Genomic DNA, 15,716 nt, shown 5'->3' on the forward strand with positions numbered 1-15,716 from the left:
GACGCACAGGCGCATCAGCACTCGACGACGTTGACCGCAAGCCCGCCGAGCGAGGTTTCCTTGTATTTCTCGCTCATGTCGTGGCCGGTCTGGCGCATGGTCTCGACGCAGGCATCGAGCGGCACGAAGTGCTCGCCCGTGCCCTTCAAGGCGAGCGAGGCCGCCGTCACCGCCTTGACCGCACCGAGTGCGTTGCGCTCGATGCAGGGCACCTGCACGAGGCCGGCCACGGGGTCGCAGGTCATCCCGAGATGGTGTTCCAGCGCGATCTCGGCGGCGTTCTCGATCTGCTCGGGCGAACCGCCCATGACGGCCGCCATACCTGCCGCCGCCATGGCCGAGGCCGAGCCCACCTCACCCTGGCAGCCGACTTCGGCGCCGGAGATCGAGGCATTGTGCTTGATGATGCCGCCGATCGCGGCCGCCGTCAGCAGATAGTCGCGGATGCCTTCCTGATCGGCATCCGGATGGAAATGCAGGTAGTAGCGGATCGTCGCCGGCACCACGCCGGCCGCCCCGTTGGTCGGTGCCGTCACCACCCGGCCGCCGGCGGCATTCTCCTCGTTGACGGCCATCGCATAGACGGAGAGCCAATCGTTGGCGAGCAGCGGGTTCTGACGGTTCGAACGCCACTCCTCCTCGAGCTTGTCGTGGATCGCCCGCGCCCGGCGCTTGACGTTGAGCCCGCCCGGCAAGCGGCCCTCCTGTTTGAGACCGCGATCGATGCAGCCGCTCATCGCCTCCCAGATCCGGTCGAGGCCCGCGTCGAGCGCAGCGCGGTCCATCACCGCCTCCTCGTTCGCGCGCTTCATCTGGGCAATGGTGAGGCCGGAGCGCCGCGCCATCCCGAGCATTTCCTTGGCCGTTGCGAAAGGATAGGGCACCTTCTGGGTGGCGGCCTGCTTCTTCTGCTTCTGCATGGCCGCAAGCTCGGTGTCGGTGACGACGAAGCCGCCGCCGATCGAATAGTAGACGATGGTGAGCAGCACACGACCGTCACGGTCGAGGGCGGTAAAGCGCATGCCGTTGGCATGGCCCGGCAGCGGCACTTTCTTGTCGTAGACGAGATCGTCCTTCGGTACGAAGCGATATGCGGGATGACCGGGCGGCGTCACCTGCCCCTCCCGCTCGACTGCGGCGATGATATCGTCCATCCGGTCCGGGTCGACGTGGTCCGGCTCCTCGCCCGTCAGGCCGATGATGACCGCGCGGCCGGTGCCGTGACCGATGCCGGTATAGGCGAGCGATCCGTGCAGGCTCACCTTTAGCGCCGCCACCGCAGCACCGCTCGGCCGCGGCCAGTCGTCCGACAGAATGAGATCGAGAAAGCGCTTGGCGGCCGTCATCGGCCCCATCGTGTGGGAGCTCGACGGGCCGATCCCGATCTTGAATACGTCGAAAACAGAAAGAAACATGTATGGCCGCGCCTCAGAACACCGGAAAACCTGAATCGAAAGGCTAGACTATGATCAGAAGCCGACGCGGCGGGCAACCGACATCCGCTTGAGTCGGCGCGACATCGCAAGGGACGCCATAAACGACGACAGCGCGGCCCTTGCGGACCGCGCTGCGGAATTCTCGTCAAAAACGAGTTCAGATGGTTCCGAAAAGATAGGCCAGGAACAAAACGCCTGCAAATCCCGTCAACGCCCGCAGGGTAACGCCCCAGCAAGACTTCTGGATGCTATCTTCCATTATCACTCCGATTGTTCGCCTATGGCGAAAAGCCGTCCCCCGACCGCTTTTCGGGCCCCGGTCTATTCGACTTCATGGGCCATCGCAACTGCAAAAATGGCAAAACAGTGGCCCCTTCCGCAGGGGAGCCATTCGCAGAATGCATGGATTTATGCAATTTCAAACGGTTAGATCGGTTTTTAGATAATACTTAAAGAGATGGACCGCGCCGTAATTTCAGCCAAAGTCTTACAAAACTGTGGATACTTGTCCGGTGCACGGCCGGCGGCATAATCTTCCCGCGAGCAACCACGGGAATCGCCATGACATTCATCGACCTTTTCGCCCTCGCACTATTCCTGGTGCTCTGGATCGTCTTCTCCTGGCTGACCGGTGGCGCAAAGATCCTCAGCCGCCCGAGCCTGACCCAGGCGATGGCCGAGCGGCGGCGGGAATGGATCCACAATTCGCTCACCCGCGACCTGAAGATGATCGACACGCAGATCCTCGCGGGCTTGCAGAACGGCACGGCCTTCTTCGCCTCGACCTCGATCTTCGCGATCGGCGGCTGCTTCGCTCTTCTCGGCGCCACCGAACAGGTCGACACCGTGTTCCGCGACCTGCCCTTCATCACCTATAGCGGCCGCTCGGGTTTCGAGTTCAAGGTGATTGGGCTCACCGCCATCTTCGGCTACGCCTTCTTCAAATTCGGCTGGTCCTACCGGCTGTTCAACTACTGCACGATTCTCTTCGGCACGCTGCCGATGACCGAAAACGCGAAGAAGAACCCGCAGGAGACGCAACGCATCGCCGAACGGGTCATCCGCATGAACATCATCGCCGCCAAGCAGTTCAATGCCGGCCTCCGCGCGATTTTCCTGTCGATAGGCTACCTAGGGTGGTTCGTCAGCCCTTACGTCTTCGTGGGAACATCGATTATCATCTTCTTCGTACTGGTACGCCGACAGTTTTTCTCCGATGCGCGTCTTGCGTTGATGACCGACACGGCGCCTTGAAAACGACCAGATTGGACGCTGTGGCATGAGCCCTCCGCGCGGGTGCGCGGGGTAGAATTCTCGCATGCGAAGGATCGATCGTGGCCGCAGTCCCAGACACTGAAAATCCCCCTGCAACCTCGAGGCGGATCGGCCTGCTCGATACCGCGAGGGGGATCGCGCTCGTCGCGATGGCATCCTACCACTTCACCTGGGATCTGGAATTCTTCGGCTATATCGAACCCGGCACGGCGACCCAGGGCTTGTGGAAACTCTATGCCCGCGCCATCGCCTCGAGCTTCATCTTCATGGCGGGCGTAAGCCTGGTGCTCGCCCATTACCCGACGCTGAAGCCGCAATCGTTCGTGAAGCGGCTTGCGATGGTGGCCGGAGCGGCAATCGCCATCACCATCGCGACGGCGGTCGCCATGCCGGACGGCGTGATCTTCTTCGGCATCCTGCACCACATTGCCGCTGCGAGCGTGATCGGGCTGCTGTTCCTCCGGCTGCCGCCGGCGCTAACGGTTCTTGCCGCGCTCGCCGCCCTCGCCGCGCCGGCCTATCTCCGCTCGGAGGCGTTCGACGCGCCCTATCTGCTGTGGATCGGTCTTTCCGAGCATCTGCCGCGCTCGAACGACTACGTGCCGCTGCTTCCCTGGATCGGCGCCTTCCTGCTGGGGATCGCCGCGACCCGCTTCGCGCGCGCCGCGGGCTCGCTCGACACGCTCGCCGGCCTGCCGCAAGGCCCGGCGGTGCTGCGCTTCGGCGGCCGCCACAGCCTCATCGTCTACCTCTTGCATCAGCCCCTGTTGATCGCGACCGTCTACTTGATCTCGATCATCGTTCCGCCGCAGAAACCTGATCCTATGCAGTCCTATCTGCGGAGTTGCGAAACGAGCTGCCGGGCCGAAGGCAGCCAGGCGGAACTCTGCAGCCGCTTCTGCGCATGCACCCTGGACAAGCTGATGCAACAGTCTCTCTTCGAACCTCTCCAGTCTGGCGCAATCCAGCCGGATCAGGATGAACGTGTGTTGCAGTTAGCCCGTGAGTGTACCGCAGTCAGCCAATGACAGGACATGATCATGAACGCCTACCGCCTGAAACCACTGAAATATCCTTGGCCACCCCTGCTCTACGGCGTCGCGATCGTCGCGGCGCTCCTCCTCAACCGCTACGTCGGCCTTCTGCCGCCGCTGCCGCGTGAGGGCTATCTTCTCTGGACGCTCGGAGGACTGCTCGCGCTCATCGCGCTCACCCTCGACATCTGGGCGGTGAAGACGCTGCTCGAATGCCACACGGCGGTGCTCCCGAACCGTTGCGCACAGCGCCTGGTGACGAACGGCCCGTTCCGCTTCACCCGCAATCCGATCTATCTCGGCTACACGCTGATGACGATCGCCTTCGGGCTGCTGACCGGCAACAGCTGGTTTCTCGTCGCCGCCGTCATCGCCGCCGTGGTCACGACACTGGTCGCGATCCGCTGCGAGGAAATGCATCTGCTCGCGCGCTTCGGCATCGAATTCGAGCGATACTGCCAGCACACCCGCCGCTGGATCTGAGAAAGATCAGGTCCCGACACCGATCTCGACGAGGCGCGTGAGGCAGGCCTCCTCGGCATTGTCGAGTTCGGCGAGCGTCTCGTCGATGTCCTTGCGCTTCTGGCGCAACTCTTCGCGCTTCTCGTCGATCTTCTTCATCATCATCTTGAGCTGCCCGATCTCGCCCGGCGGTTCCTTGTAAACCTGGACGATTTCACGGATCTCGGCTACGGTGAATCCAATACGCCGGCCGCGGAGAATCTCTTGCAGCAGACGGCGGTCGGCAGCACGATAGAGACGCGTTCGGCCACGGCGCTCGGGATGAAGCAAGCCTTCGTCTTCGTAGAACCTCAGGGTCCGGGTCGAAACGCCGAATTCACGCGTCAGTTCCGTTATGCTGTAATACTTTTTCACTGCCTGTTCCGATTCATCTGGAACAGGTATCTTATTGACTTTTACGTACAAGTCAATTTTTCCATTCAGCCCGACATGAACCACCAGGTCGCAAGCCCGAGAAAGCTGAGGAAACCCGTCGTGTCGGTGATTGCGGTGACGAAGACCGCGGAGGAGACCGCGGGGTCGGTCCCGGATCGGTGAAGCAGGAGCGGGATGGTGATGCCGGCCATCGCGGCTGCGAACATGTTGATCAGCATGGCGGTCGTGATGATGCCGCCGATCGAAACGTCCTGGAACCAGATGGCGGCGACGACACCGACGAGCGTGCCGAAAAGCGCGCCGTTGATGAGGCCGACGCCGGCCTCGCGCCGCGCGACGCGCCAGGCGTTGTGAATGTCGAGGTTGCGGGTCGCCAGCGCCCGCACGGTGACGGTCATCGTCTGCGAGCCGGCATTGCCGCCCATGCCGGCGACGATCGGCATCAGGATCGCCAGCGCCACCACCTGTTCGATGGTCCCCTCGAAGAGCGAGATCACCGAGGCCGAGATGAAGGCGGTGACGAGATTGACGGCGAGCCACGGCACGCGCGAGCGCGAGGTCTCGACGACGCTGTCCGACAGCTCTTCGTCACCGACGCCGCCGAGGCGCAGGAGGTCCTCTTCCGCCTCCTCCTGGATGACGTCGACGACGTCGTCGATGGTGAGCACGCCGACGAGCCGGTCATTCTCGTCGACAACGGCCGCCGACAGAAGGTCGTATTGCTCGAAGAGCTGCGCCGCCTCTTCCTGATCCATCTCGGCCGGGATCGCGTGGCTGGTCTCGCGCATGATCGTCTCGATCTTCGTCTGACGCTTGGTGCGCAGGATTCGGTCGAGGTCGACAGTGCCGAGCAGCTTGAAGGTCGGGTCGATGACGAAGATCTGCGTAAAGCTCTCCGGCAGGTCGTCCTCGTCGCGCATATAGTCGATCGTCTGGCCGACCGTCCAGAACGGCGGCACGGCGACGAACTCGGTCTGCATGCGCCGGCCGGCCGAGCTTTCCGGATAGTCGAGTGCCCGGCGCAGGCGGACCCGCTCGGTGAACGGCAGCTTGGCGAGGATTTCCTCGCGGTCCTCGTGGTCGAGGTCCTCGAGAATGTAGACGGCGTCGTCCGAATCGAGCTCGCCGATCGCCGCGGCGATCTGCTCGTTCGGCATCTGGTCGACGATCTGCAGGCGGATCGCCTCGTCGACCTCGGTCAGCGCCGTCAGGTCGAAGTCGTCGCCGAGGAGGCGTACGAGGGCAAGACGCTGCTCCGGCTGGATCGCCTCGATGAGGTCGCCGAGTTCCGATTCGTGCAGCCGCGCGACGCGCTGGCGCAGAAAGAGCGTGTCGCGGTCGGCGATCGCCGCGCCGACCAGGGCAAGGAAATCGGACCGGACGGAGCCGTCTTCGGAATAGATGTCGTCGGGGACATCGTCCTGCGGGGGCCGAACAAGGAGTTCGTCGCCGGTATCCGTCATGCCTGCGCCCTCACCCTAAGAAATCAACTCGTCCTGCGTATCCCGGCAGCCTTGGAGAATGGCGGTAAAAACCGCATTGTCAACCGCGCGGGACGATATCGCGCGGCGGTGTGTGCAAACGCGAAGAAGGCCTGCTAACCTGTTGTTCCGACGCACTCGCAGCACAGAAAGGCCTATCGTGGCGGTCCTGCCCCTGATCACTTATCCACATCCCGTACTGAAGGCCGTCTGCACGCCCGTGACCGATTTCGGCCCCGGCCTCACCACTCTCGCTGACGATCTCTACGACACGATGAAGGCGGCACCCGGCGTCGGGATCACCGCAGCCCATGTGGGCGTGGCCGTGCGGCTTGTCGTTCTCGACCTGCCGGAGATCGGCGGACGGCGCACCTACGTCAATCCGCAGATTTTGTCTTCGTCCGGCGAACTGATGAACCATACCGAGGGCAGTGTCTCGATGCCCGGCGCGACCGAGACGGTGACCCGCCCTCGCGCTGTCAAGCTCCGTTACCAGGATCTCGATGGGACGGCCCATGAGGAGGAACTCGAGGGCTTCCCGGCGATCTGCATGCAGCACGAGATCGACCAGCTCGACGGCATCTTCTGGCTGCAGCGGCTGTCGAAGCTGAAGCGCGACCGGCTGACCAAGAAATGGGAGAAGATGCGGGGCTGAGCGCGCCGCCGCCCCTTGTGTGAAGCGACTCTCGTTGAGACAGGCCATTGGTCGGCCGGCCGTAGAATGATAGCCTGCCACCATGTCCGTTGACCGCACACACCAGTTCCCCGGCATTCCGCTCGCACTCGGCTCAGCCCTGCTGTTCGGAGCATCGCCGCCGCTGTCGAAGCTTCTGATGGACAGCATCGATCCATGGCTGCTGGCCGGCATCCTTTATCTCGGGGCCGGAGTCGGGCTCGTGCTTGTCCACCTCGGGCGACGATGGATCGGGCTCGAAGGTGTCGAGGCGCCGCTTCGGATCTCCGATCTTCCATGGCTGTTTGCGGTGGTGGTCTTCGGCGGTCTTCTCGGCCCGCTGCTCCTGATGTTCGGCCTCTCCCTGACGACGGCGGCCTCGGGGTCGTTGCTGCTCAACCTCGAAGGCCTCGCGACCATGGCGATCGCCTGGATCGTCTTCCGCGAGAACGTCGACCGTCGTTTGCTGCTCGGCGCGATCGCGATATTGGCCGGTGCCGCACTTCTCTCCTGGAACGGACAAGGCATCGCACTCGACAACGGCAGCCTTCTCGTCGCCCTTGCATGCCTCGCATGGGGCATCGATAACAACCTGACGCGCAAGCTGTCCTCGGCCGACCCGGTGCAGATCGCGATGATCAAGGGGCTGGCCGCCGGGGCGACGAACCTGATACTCGCGCTCGGGCTGGGAACACCTGTTCCTTCGCCGGACGCAATCGGGGCCGGCGCAATCCTCGGCTTTCTCAGCGTCGGCGTCAGCCTGGTTCTGTTCATGCTCTCTTTACGGCATCTCGGGACGGCCCGGACGGGAGCCTATTTCTCCCTGGCACCCTTCATCGGGGCGATACTCAGCATCATTCTCCTGCGGGAGCCACTCACGCTCCAGATCGCGTTTGCCAGCCTGCTGATGGGTGTGGGACTTTGGCTGCACCTGACGGAGCGCCATGAGCATCTTCATGTTCACGAAGCGTTCGAACACGAACACGCCCATGTTCACGACGTGCACCACCAGCACGATCACGACAGCCCCGCCACCGAGCCCCATTCACACCGGCACCGGCACGAGCTGCTGACCCACAAGCATCCACATTATCCGGACCTTCACCACCGGCATGCACACGACTGACGGGCCGGGCAGACGCCCTTGCCGGACCGTGTCACATCTCGAAAGCCGTTGGGCGACGTAGCCTGCATTTCAGGACGGGCGCTCTGCCGCGCAAGCCACTGCAAAAACAACAAAAAACCCGGCCGAAGCCGGGTTTTTGGTGCGGTCGAGAAGACTCGAACTTCCACGGGTTGCCCCACAGCGACCTCAACGCTGCGCGTCTACCAATTCCGCCACGACCGCTCGTGGTAGATGCCGAATTGCTCCGGCGGGGCTGCATGTAGCAAAAGCATTCGGGGTGCACAAGGGCGCTGTGACAGTTTTTTGATAATTCCTCCGGGGCCCCTGTGGAGGCATTCCGGAAGGCCCGGAATTCCGGGCTCTTGAAGTCGATGCGCTTTCTTGCCAAGTAGGGGAAAAGGATGGGCGCACCCATGCAACGCACAGAAATCGAAGCGAAAATGTTTCCCCTGCCCGGCTCGCCGCCGGTGCGCTGGAGAATCTCCGACGGTCTCGTTTCCTATGAAGAGGCGCTCGCCACCATGGAGGCGGAAGTCGCCGCGATCACCGAGGGCCGCGCCGACGAACTCGTCTGGCTGCTGGAACACCCGCCGCTCTATACCGCAGGGACCAGCGCCGACCCCGCCGACCTCAAGGAGCCCGATCGTTTCCCCGTCCATGCGACCGGCCGCGGCGGCGAATACACCTATCACGGCCCCGGCCAGCGGGTCGGTTACGTCATGCTCGACCTGAAGCGGCGGCGCCAGGACGTCCGCGCATATGTCGCGGCGCTGGAAGAGGTGATCATCCGCACGCTGGAACAGATGAACGTGCGCGGCGAACGCCGCGAGGACCGCGTCGGCGTGTGGGTCCGCCGCCCGGAGAAGCCGCGGCTTGCCGACGGCTCGATGGCAGAGGACAAGGTTGCCGCCCTCGGCATCCGCCTGCGCCGCTGGGTGAGCTTTCACGGTTTCTCGCTCAACGTCGATCCGGACCTTTCCCATTTCGGCGGCATCGTGCCCTGCGGCATCACTGCCTATGGCGTGACGAGCCTCGTCGATCTCGGCCTGCCGGTGATGATGCCGGATGTCGACATCCGGCTGCGCAGCGCTTTCGAGGAGGTCTTCGGCCCTACGGTCGCGGAGACATCCTTGCTGCCGGGCGAAGGAACGGCAGCGGTCGCCGGCGCCTGACGAAGCGGGCTCCGGGCGCGCTTGATCTCGGAGCATCCGGCGTGCTTCATGGGCGCCCGCCCCCAACGAGCACGAGTCGATGACAGCCGCGACCTCTCTCCGCCGACAGAGCCCCGTCGAAGGCATGGCCCTGATGGCTGCCTGCATGCTCGTGCTGCCGGTGATGGATGCAATCGCCAAATACATGGCGACCGTCGAGGGCATGTCGCCCGGCCAGGTGACCTTCTACCGCTTCTTCTTCCAGCTGGCCTGCACGCTACCAGTGCCTTTCCTCCTGCGCGGGCGTGACGCGCTTGCGGCCAAACGCCCCTATATGAACCTTCTGCGCGGAGCGCTGCACGGAGCGGCGAGCCTGATGTTCTTCGCCGCCGTCAAGTACATGCCGCTCGCCGACGTCTTTGCGATCTACTTCGTCGAGCCGTTCATCCTCACGGCCCTTTCGGCACTCTTTCTAAGAGAACGGGTAGGCTGGCGGCGCTGGCTTGCGATCGTCGTCGGCTTCGGCGGCGCGATGATCGTCATCCAGCCGAGCTACGCGATCTTCGGGCTGACGGCGCTGCTGCCGGTCGCCTGCGCCTTTCTCTTCGCGCTCTACATGTTTCTCAATCGCGCGATCGGCGAGGCCGACTCGCCGATGACCATGCAGACCATGGCGGGGATCGGTGGCACGCTCGTCATGGGAGCCGCCTTGCTGGCCGGCACCGGCACGGGCGCGAGCGATCTCTCCCCGTCGCTCCCCTCCTCTTGGCTCGGCCTCGGTCTGCTCGTCCTGCTCGGCTCGATCTCCGGCTACATCCACCTTCTGATCGTGCGCGCCTTCCGCATGGCACCGCTCTCGGTGCTCGCGCCCTTCCAGTATTTCGAGATCATCGCCGCGACCGTGCTCGGCTACGCGCTCTTCGGCGAATTCCCCGACGCCTCGAAGTGGGCGGGCGTCGCGATCATCGTCGGCTCGGGCCTGTTCATCCTCTGGCGCGAGCAGAAGCGCGCGAAAAGCGCGGCAATTTAACGATGATGTTCATCGTCGCTTAACCGCGTCCGTTCACCGTCTGGAAACGCGGCGCCCATAGGCTCGCCTCCAGTTTCATGATGAAACGGGAAAAAAGATGAGCGAATTTCGTCTCTCTTTTCCGGCATGTGTCATCGCCGGGAAGAACAGGCTTTCGGCCGACGACCTCCTTCTGCTGCGCAAATATACCTTTCCGGAGGGCATCCGTTCCTCCGAGGACGTGATCGTCATGCTGGCGCTCGACGCGCTCTGCCCGGAGAAATGTCCCGAGTGGCGCGACTATTTCGTCGAATCGCTCGCCGGCTACATTCTGAACCGCTGCCATCCGGCGGGATCGCTCGACACGATGAATGCCGTCTGGTTCGAGCAGGTCTTCGTGGAAGACGGCGTGGTCCGCTCGTCACACGAACTCGACCTTCTTCTCCATCTGATCGACCTCGCGCCACCGGCACCGGCGAGCATGACCGCACTCGCCCTCGACCAGCTCGCCATCGCGCTCGCGGAGGGCCGTGGCCCCCTGCAGGAAGGTCGCCCCCCGGAACACGCGCATCTTGCGCCGGACGACATTGCCTATGTGCGGCGCGTGCTGAGGCACGCCTGCAACAACGGGCGTCTTCTTCTCGACGAACGGGAGAGAGCGGCACTTCTGCGCATCGATGCCGCCGTGAAAGGCATCCGCGCCGCAGGATGGCTCGACATTCTGAGGGAGGCGGAGATTACGGTCGAATGCGCATCACCGACCGCGCAAGGGAGCACCACACGCTGGCTGCAGATCCCCGACTCCTTCTTCACCGACGACCATCTCGTCGCCTGATCGCTTTCACGACGCCACCGGGGGCGCCGGGAGCCCGAACGGAGCAGTTTCTGATGCTCTTCGGCCTTGAGCCGGACGCCGCTCCCGTGCCAAGGTCGCGCGCGATTCACATTCTCAGGGAGTAGAATACCATGGACGTACGCGCCGCCGTCGCAATCCAGGCCGGAAAGCCGCTCGAAGTGATGACCGTCCAGCTCGAAGGGCCGAAGGCCGGCGAAGTGCTGGTCGAGATCAAGGCCACCGGCATCTGCCACACCGACGACTTCACGCTCTCCGGCGCCGACCCGGAAGGCCTCTTCCCTGCAATCCTCGGCCACGAGGGCGCGGGCATCGTCGTCGATGTCGGCCCGGGCGTCACGAGCGTCAAGAAGGGCGATCACGTCATTCCGCTCTACACGCCGGAATGCCGCGAATGCCCCTCCTGCCTGTCGCGCAAGACCAACCTTTGCACCGCGATCCGTTCGACCCAGGGCCAGGGCGTGATGCCGGACGGCACCTCGCGCTTCTCGATCGGCAAGGACAAGATCCACCACTACATGGGCTGCTCGACGTTTGCGAACTACACGGTTCTGCCGGAAATCGCGGTGGCCAAGGTCAACCCCGACGCGCCCTTCGACAAGATCTGCTACATCGGCTGCGGCGTGACGACCGGCATCGGCGCCGTCATCAACACGGCCAAGGTCGAGCTCGGCTCGACGGCGATCGTCTTCGGACTGGGCGGCATCGGCCTCAACGTCATCCAGGGCCTGCGGCTCGCCGGCGCCGACATGATCATCGGCGTCGACTTGAACAACGACAAGAAGGAATGGGGCGAACGCTTTGGAATGACACACTTTGTCAATCCAAAGGATGTCGGCGACGACCTCGTGCCCTACCTCGTCAACATGACCAAGCGCGGCGCCGACCAGATCGGCGGCGCCGACTACACCTTCGACTGCACCGGCAATACCAGGGTGATGCGCCAGGCGCTCGAAGCCTCGCATCGCGGCTGGGGCAAATCGGTGGTCATCGGCGTCGCCGGCGCCGGCCAGGAAATCTCGACCCGCCCGTTCCAGCTCGTCACCGGCCGCACCTGGATGGGCACCGCCTTCGGCGGCGCGCGTGGCCGCACCGACGTGCCGAAGATCGTCGACTGGTACATGGACGGCAAGATCGAGATCGATTCCATGATCACCCACACCATGCCGCTCGAAGACATCAACAAGGGCTTCGAGCTGATGCACAAGGGTGAGTCGATCCGCAGCGTGGTGGTCTATTGAGCGCTCAACGCGCCTATGACGTGGACGTGCGGAGGCTCGACGAGCTCTCCGCCGCCCAGCTCTACGAACTGCTGAAGCTACGCGTCGACATCTTCGTCGTCGAGCAGGCCTGTGCCTACCCCGAACTCGACGGCAACGACGCGGATTGCCTGCATCTGCGGCTCATCGACGACGGCGGGCTCATCGCCTGTGCCCGACTGTGGCGACCGACGCCCACCCACCTGCCCCGCATCGGCCGCGTCGCCGTATCGCCTGCGCATCGCGGCAAACGGCTCGGCGAAGCGCTGATGCGCGAGGCGATCAGCGCTTGCGAGAAGGCCTATCCCGGTGAGGCCATCGAGATATCGGCACAGAGCCACCTGCAGAAGTTCTATGCGGGCTTCGGCTTCGCGCCGATCTCCGAAGAGTATCTCGAAGACGGCATCCCGCATGTCGACATGGTGCGGCAAGCGCCGTGAACCGGTCTGCACCGGCAGGCAACAATGCTGCCATATCCGCTTGCCGGTAGATGCGATTGTAGTTACAATGATTTTCGAATGGGATGACGAAAAGAACACCTCGAACGTCGCGAAGCATGGACTGAGCTTCGAGACGGCTTGCCGGATCTTCGAAGGAGTCGTGATCAGCGCGACCGACGAACGATTCGACTACGGAGAGGTTCGTACCAACAGCATCGGCGCAATCGACGGGATAGCGATCGTCGTCGTCACCCACACCGACAGAAACGGCCGGATACGCCTGATCTCAGCAAGGCCGGCAAAGCGAAAGGAGCGCGCTCGTTATGCCCAAGCGCTACAAGAGCGAGCTCAGCCTGGATGAACTGGCTAAGCTCCAAGACGAAGACATAGACACCAGCGACATTCCCGAACTCGACGACGCCTTCTGGAAGAAGGCGGTTGTGGTCGAGCCGGAAGGAACGGAACAGATCACGTTGAGGGTCAAGAAGTCTGTTTTGCAGGCCTTCAGGGCGACAGGCAAGGGATACCAGACCCGGATGAATGCGGTGCTGGAATCCTATGCCCGCAGCTTGAAGAAGTAGCAGTGGCATGCCCGAAATCTATGTCGATGCCGACGCCTGCCCGGTGAAGGCGGAAATCCTGAAGGTTGCGGAGCGCCATGCCCTGCCGGTGACCTTCGTCGCAAATTCGGGCCTGCGCCCGTCCCGCGATCCAATGGTCAAGAACGTCATCGTCTCCGGCGCCTTCGACGCTGCCGACGACTGGATCGCCGAGCGCGCCGGACCCGGCGATGTGGTGGTGACGGCGGACGTGCCGCTCGCGGGACGCTGCGTCAGTGCCGGTGCGCTGGTGACGGGGCCGACCGGACGGGTTTTCGATACCGCCAACATCGGCATGGCGACGGCGATGCGCAATCTCGGGGCACACCTCAGGGAAACCGGCGAGAGCAAGGGCTACAACGCCGCCTTCACGCCGCGTGACCGCTCGCAATTCCTCGAAACCTTTGACAGGCTTTGCCGTCGCGTGAAAAAGTGACGGTCGGGCACGGAGACCTGCAACCTGTAGCAGCGGACACCGCACGCACGCGGCCGCCGGCCTGCCGCGGACAGATGAAGACGGATCAAGATAGCATGCGGCAACTCTCCGAACGTGTGATCGGACATCGGCACGGTCCCTTCCTGGGTGCACTCGTCTTCGCACTCGCGGCTGGACCGGTCACCGTGCTGTTTGCACCGCAGCTTGCTCTCGAGCTCGTGCCGATCGCCTTCTTCGTCGGCTACCTGATACTGATGTGGCTGAGGTTGCCGCGGCTGACGGCCGCCTTCCTGAAACGGCATGCCGACACTGCCGACGAGCCCGCCTGGGTGATCCTGACGGTCACGCTGATGGCCGTCGTCGTCTCGATGGTTTCGCTCTTCTTGGTGCTGAATGGTGAGGCAAGCCGTGCGCTGAAGCTCTTCCTCGCCTTCGCGGCCGTGGTCTCCGGCTGGTTCACCATCCACGTGATGGCGGCGAGCCATTACGCCCATGCCTATTGGCGGCCGCAGACGGCAATGCCGGGAGAAAGCGGGCTGCACAGGGGAGGCCTCGACTTTCCCGGCACGACCGATCCCGGCGGCTACGATTTCCTCTATTTCTCCTTTGTCATCGGGATGACCGCCCAGACCTCGGATACCGCCGTAACGACGACCGCCATGCGCAAGCTCAACCTGCTGCATGCCGTCGTCTCCTATTTCTTCAACACGGTCCTGCTGGCCGCGGCGGTGAACGCCGCGGTTTCGCTCGCCGGCTGAACCAACAAGGGACACACGATACGATGAAGATCCTGTCGCAAAACACCGCCTTCGGCGGCATGCAGGGCGTTTTCGCCCACGATTCGGACGCCTGCAAATGCGAGATGACGTTTGCCGTCTTCGTGCCGCCGCAGGCCGTGCTCGAACGCCGGCCGGTCCTCTGGTATCTTTCCGGGCTGACCTGCACCCACCAGAATGTGATGGAAAAGGGTGAGTATCGCCGCATGGCCGCCGAGCTCGGCCTGATCATCGTCTGCCCGGACACGAGCCCACGCGGCAACGACGTGCCGGACGAACTCACCAACTGGAAGATGGGCAAGGGTGCGGGCATGTACCTCGACGCCACGCAGGAGCCGTGGGCCGAGAACTACCGGATGTATACCTACATCACCGAGGAACTCCCGGCGCTCGTCGCCGAACAGTTCCGCGTCGACATGGACCGGCAGGGCATCTTCGGTCATTCGATGGGCGGTCACGGCGCGATGACGATCGCGCTGAAGAACCCCGAACGCTTCCGGAGCTGCTCCGCCTTCGCGCCGATCGTGGAACCGTCGACGGCCGACTGGACGGTCGACGCCTTCGAGAAATACTTAGGTCCCGACAAGGCGAAGTGGCGCGAGTACGATGCCTGCGCGCTGGTCGCCGACGGCGCCCGTTTCCCGGAATTCCTGATCGACCAGGGCAGCGCCGACAGTTTCCTGGAGAATGGCCTGCGCCCGTGGCTCTTCGAAGACGCGATCAAGGACACCGAGATCGGACTCAGGCTGCGCATGCACGAGCGCTACGACCACTCCTACTACTTCATCTCGACCTTCATGGACGACCACCTGCGCTGGCACGCAGAGCGGCTGGACTAGGCAGTCGACTCATAAACTTTGACACCAAATTCTTGTTGCGACGAGCTTCACAGCGGCGAGATAGTTTTCGGGGCGCTTGTCGTATCGGGTTGCGATGCCCCGGAACTGTTTGATCTTGTTGAAGAAGCGCTCCACGAGATTGCGCTGCCGGTAAACCCAGCGCGAGAAGACAAAAGAGCCCTTGCGGGTTGTCTTCGGCGGGATATTGGCCCAGGCTTTTCGCTTGGCAGCCTTGGCCCGAATGGCATTGGTGTCATAGCCCTTGTCGGCCAGCAGGATATCTCCTTCGCCAAGCTCGTCCATCAGCGTGTCGGCCTCTGTGCAGTCGGCGACCTGGCCACCAGTCAGGCGGAGGTTGACGGGACGTCCTTCGGCGTCAACGAGCGCGTGGATTTTGCTCGTGAGCCCGCCACGGGAACGTCCCATGCCTCC

The 15,716-nt window shown here is 63.4% G+C and carries 19 protein-coding genes and 1 tRNA gene; 15 read left to right on the top strand and 5 right to left on the bottom strand.

Annotated elements, in window-relative coordinates; all coding sequences use genetic code 11:
* Nucleotides 1-14: 14 nt before the first annotated feature.
* Nucleotides 15-1,415: an L-serine ammonia-lyase gene (locus NHF53_RS09650; RefSeq protein ID WP_252834001.1), complete on the bottom strand. Its 1,401-nt coding sequence runs from the start codon at nt 1,413-1,415 to the stop codon at nt 15-17.
* 582 nt (nt 1,416-1,997) lie between these two features.
* Between NHF53_RS09650 and NHF53_RS09655 the strand changes: the two genes are divergently transcribed.
* The 3 genes from NHF53_RS09655 to NHF53_RS09665 all read left to right on the top strand — a co-directional run bounded on the left by NHF53_RS09655 (nt 1,998) and on the right by NHF53_RS09665 (nt 4,228).
* Nucleotides 1,998-2,690 carry a DUF599 domain-containing protein gene (locus NHF53_RS09655; RefSeq protein ID WP_114361725.1) on the top strand — a complete coding sequence of 231 codons (693 nt, stop codon included), beginning with the start codon at nt 1,998-2,000 and terminating at the stop codon, nt 2,688-2,690.
* An 80-nt stretch (nt 2,691-2,770) separates the two neighbouring features.
* Nucleotides 2,771-3,739, top strand: a complete 969-nt coding sequence (locus tag NHF53_RS09660; RefSeq protein WP_252834002.1) for a heparan-alpha-glucosaminide N-acetyltransferase — start codon at nt 2,771-2,773, stop codon at nt 3,737-3,739.
* Nucleotides 3,740-3,751: 12 nt separating this feature from the next.
* Nucleotides 3,752-4,228, top strand: coding sequence for an isoprenylcysteine carboxylmethyltransferase family protein (locus tag NHF53_RS09665; RefSeq protein WP_114361848.1), 477 nt, complete (start codon nt 3,752-3,754; stop codon nt 4,226-4,228).
* Nucleotides 4,229-4,234: 6 nt separating this feature from the next.
* Here the strand turns inward: NHF53_RS09665 and NHF53_RS09670 are convergent, their stop codons facing one another.
* Together NHF53_RS09670 and mgtE are read right to left on the bottom strand one after the other, a co-directional pair.
* Nucleotides 4,235-4,621: a MerR family DNA-binding transcriptional regulator gene (locus NHF53_RS09670; RefSeq protein WP_114361723.1), complete on the bottom strand. Its 387-nt coding sequence runs from the start codon at nt 4,619-4,621 to the stop codon at nt 4,235-4,237.
* A 65-nt stretch (nt 4,622-4,686) separates the two neighbouring features.
* Nucleotides 4,687-6,105, bottom strand: a complete 1,419-nt coding sequence (mgtE, locus tag NHF53_RS09675; protein WP_252834003.1) for a magnesium transporter — start codon at nt 6,103-6,105, stop codon at nt 4,687-4,689.
* A gap of 178 nt (nt 6,106-6,283) precedes the next feature.
* Between mgtE and NHF53_RS09680 the strand changes: the two genes are divergently transcribed.
* The gene (locus NHF53_RS09680; protein ID WP_252834004.1) at nt 6,284-6,778 is read left to right on the top strand and encodes a peptide deformylase; all 495 of its coding nucleotides are present in this window, start codon (nt 6,284-6,286) and stop codon (nt 6,776-6,778) included.
* Nucleotides 6,779-6,860: 82 nt separating this feature from the next.
* Nucleotides 6,861-7,922 carry a DMT family transporter gene (locus NHF53_RS09685; protein WP_252834005.1) on the top strand — a complete coding sequence of 354 codons (1,062 nt, stop codon included), beginning with the start codon at nt 6,861-6,863 and terminating at the stop codon, nt 7,920-7,922.
* A 137-nt stretch (nt 7,923-8,059) separates the two neighbouring features.
* Here the strand turns inward: NHF53_RS09685 and NHF53_RS09690 are convergent.
* Nucleotides 8,060-8,144 (bottom strand) — tRNA-Leu (locus NHF53_RS09690).
* Nucleotides 8,145-8,335: 191 nt separating this feature from the next.
* Between NHF53_RS09690 and lipB the strand changes: the two genes are divergently transcribed.
* From lipB to fghA, 10 genes are all read left to right on the top strand, one after another.
* Nucleotides 8,336-9,094 (top strand): lipoyl(octanoyl) transferase LipB, encoded by a 759-nt coding sequence (gene lipB / locus NHF53_RS09695; protein WP_252834006.1) that lies wholly within the window; start codon nt 8,336-8,338, stop codon nt 9,092-9,094.
* Between the two features lie 79 nt (nt 9,095-9,173).
* On the top strand, nt 9,174-10,103 hold the full coding sequence (locus NHF53_RS09700) for a DMT family transporter (RefSeq protein WP_252834007.1): 930 nt from the start codon (nt 9,174-9,176) through the stop codon (nt 10,101-10,103).
* Nucleotides 10,104-10,200: 97 nt separating this feature from the next.
* A complete protein-coding gene (locus NHF53_RS09705) occupies nt 10,201-10,917 on the top strand; it encodes a hypothetical protein (protein WP_252834008.1) in 717 nt (238 codons plus the stop codon).
* A gap of 131 nt (nt 10,918-11,048) precedes the next feature.
* Nucleotides 11,049-12,176, top strand: coding sequence for an S-(hydroxymethyl)glutathione dehydrogenase/class III alcohol dehydrogenase (locus tag NHF53_RS09710; protein ID WP_112684806.1), 1,128 nt, complete (start codon nt 11,049-11,051; stop codon nt 12,174-12,176).
* Nucleotides 12,173-12,634 carry a GNAT family N-acetyltransferase gene (locus tag NHF53_RS09715; protein ID WP_252834009.1) on the top strand — a complete coding sequence of 154 codons (462 nt, stop codon included), beginning with the start codon at nt 12,173-12,175 and terminating at the stop codon, nt 12,632-12,634. Before NHF53_RS09710 ends, NHF53_RS09715 begins: the two co-directional genes overlap by 4 nt.
* 67 nt (nt 12,635-12,701) lie before the next feature.
* Nucleotides 12,702-12,995 (top strand): BrnT family toxin, encoded by a 294-nt coding sequence (locus NHF53_RS09720; protein ID WP_252834010.1) that lies wholly within the window; start codon nt 12,702-12,704, stop codon nt 12,993-12,995.
* Nucleotides 12,958-13,215, top strand: a complete 258-nt coding sequence (locus NHF53_RS09725; protein ID WP_148153215.1) for a BrnA antitoxin family protein — start codon at nt 12,958-12,960, stop codon at nt 13,213-13,215. The genes NHF53_RS09720 and NHF53_RS09725 overlap by 38 nt, the downstream gene beginning before the upstream one ends.
* Before the next feature lie 7 nt (nt 13,216-13,222).
* On the top strand, nt 13,223-13,669 hold the full coding sequence (locus NHF53_RS09730; RefSeq protein ID WP_114361712.1) for a YaiI/YqxD family protein: 447 nt from the start codon (nt 13,223-13,225) through the stop codon (nt 13,667-13,669).
* Nucleotides 13,670-13,764: 95 nt separating this feature from the next.
* Nucleotides 13,765-14,427: a DUF1345 domain-containing protein gene (locus NHF53_RS09735; protein ID WP_252834011.1), complete on the top strand. Its 663-nt coding sequence runs from the start codon at nt 13,765-13,767 to the stop codon at nt 14,425-14,427.
* Nucleotides 14,428-14,450: 23 nt separating this feature from the next.
* Entirely contained in the window at nt 14,451-15,284 is an 834-nt protein-coding gene (gene fghA / locus NHF53_RS09740; protein ID WP_252834012.1) for an S-formylglutathione hydrolase, read from the top strand.
* Between the two features lie 9 nt (nt 15,285-15,293).
* Here the strand turns inward: fghA and NHF53_RS09745 are convergent.
* Nucleotides 15,294-15,716: IS5 family transposase (locus tag NHF53_RS09745; protein ID WP_252834013.1), on the bottom strand; the 423-nt coding region annotated here is incomplete at its 5' end.

Source organism: Ciceribacter sp. RN22, from assembly GCF_024054295.1.
In the GTDB taxonomy this organism is placed as follows: domain Bacteria; phylum Pseudomonadota; class Alphaproteobacteria; order Rhizobiales; family Rhizobiaceae; genus Allorhizobium; species Allorhizobium lividum.

Excerpts from the sequence above, each read along its gene's own strand:
- fghA (WP_252834012.1), top strand. The coding sequence starts at position 14,451 with ATGAAGATCCTGTCGCAAAACACCGCCTTCGGCGGCATGCAGGGCGTT.
- NHF53_RS09650 (WP_252834001.1), bottom strand. The coding sequence starts at position 1,415 with ATGTTTCTTTCTGTTTTCGACGTATTCAAGATCGGGATCGGCCCGTCG.
- lipB (WP_252834006.1), top strand. The coding sequence starts at position 8,336 with ATGCAACGCACAGAAATCGAAGCGAAAATGTTTCCCCTGCCCGGCTCG.
- NHF53_RS09725 (WP_148153215.1), top strand. The coding sequence starts at position 12,958 with ATGCCCAAGCGCTACAAGAGCGAGCTCAGCCTGGATGAACTGGCTAAG.
- NHF53_RS09735 (WP_252834011.1), top strand. The coding sequence starts at position 13,765 with ATGCGGCAACTCTCCGAACGTGTGATCGGACATCGGCACGGTCCCTTC.
- NHF53_RS09665 (WP_114361848.1), top strand. The coding sequence starts at position 3,752 with ATGAACGCCTACCGCCTGAAACCACTGAAATATCCTTGGCCACCCCTG.
- NHF53_RS09705 (WP_252834008.1), top strand. The coding sequence starts at position 10,201 with ATGAGCGAATTTCGTCTCTCTTTTCCGGCATGTGTCATCGCCGGGAAG.
- mgtE (WP_252834003.1), bottom strand. The coding sequence starts at position 6,105 with ATGACGGATACCGGCGACGAACTCCTTGTTCGGCCCCCGCAGGACGAT.
- NHF53_RS09655 (WP_114361725.1), top strand. The coding sequence starts at position 1,998 with ATGACATTCATCGACCTTTTCGCCCTCGCACTATTCCTGGTGCTCTGG.
- NHF53_RS09685 (WP_252834005.1), top strand. The coding sequence starts at position 6,861 with ATGTCCGTTGACCGCACACACCAGTTCCCCGGCATTCCGCTCGCACTC.
- NHF53_RS09730 (WP_114361712.1), top strand. The coding sequence starts at position 13,223 with ATGCCCGAAATCTATGTCGATGCCGACGCCTGCCCGGTGAAGGCGGAA.
- NHF53_RS09700 (WP_252834007.1), top strand. The coding sequence starts at position 9,174 with ATGACAGCCGCGACCTCTCTCCGCCGACAGAGCCCCGTCGAAGGCATG.
- NHF53_RS09710 (WP_112684806.1), top strand. The coding sequence starts at position 11,049 with ATGGACGTACGCGCCGCCGTCGCAATCCAGGCCGGAAAGCCGCTCGAA.
- NHF53_RS09720 (WP_252834010.1), top strand. The coding sequence starts at position 12,702 with ATGATTTTCGAATGGGATGACGAAAAGAACACCTCGAACGTCGCGAAG.